The following is a 615-nucleotide window of genomic DNA, read 5'->3' as shown; positions in this document are numbered from 1 at the left end:
AGATGGCCCTTCATTTACCGTTATGGTTACCGGGTTACTCGTGGCGTTACAGTCGTAAGCGTTTGGCTGACTTATTTCGCAATAGTAAGTGTACACGCCTGCTGGTAAAGAGTTGTCGTGATTAAAAGTACTCGTATTACCATCCGCATCATTTATTTCTGATACGGGCGTGCCGTTTAAATACCACTGAAAGTTGTAGTCGGCAGTATCAATACTGCCATCTGCGTTTAAATCGAGACCTCCGGTTACTTGAGCGACTAATAAATCGGCGGAGACCCCAGTACAAATCGTTTGTTCGGATGGGGTGATTACCACCTCTGGATCTTCTATTACTTCAATAGTAAAAATAGCACTCGAGACATCGGCACATCCTAAACTTTCGTCAACATCAACCGTTACATAATAGTAATAGGTCCCTGGACTTTGTACACCCGGGTTGAAAACAGTTGTGTTTGTACCGACTGCTGCATCAGATGCATCGATTATTATATCATCTGAAGCATACCATTGGTAAATAATGGTACCGGTTCCTCCGCTATCGGTTATAAAACTTAAGTCTTCTGGAGTGGCACCAGAACATAGCGTTTGGCTTAGTGGCGATTCGCCACTAATTTC

General features: G+C 43.6%; 1 protein-coding gene. It reads right to left on the bottom strand.

Going from position 1 to position 615, the window contains the following annotated elements; all coding sequences use genetic code 11:
• Positions 1-615: hypothetical protein (locus ES677_RS15440; RefSeq protein WP_170235082.1), on the bottom strand; the 615-nt coding region annotated here is incomplete at both ends.

Origin of the sequence: Bizionia gelidisalsuginis (assembly GCF_008086185.1) — a bacterium.
GTDB lineage: Bacteria > Bacteroidota > Bacteroidia > Flavobacteriales > Flavobacteriaceae > Bizionia > Bizionia saleffrena.
This window is presented reverse-complemented; position numbering and strand designations above follow the sequence as displayed.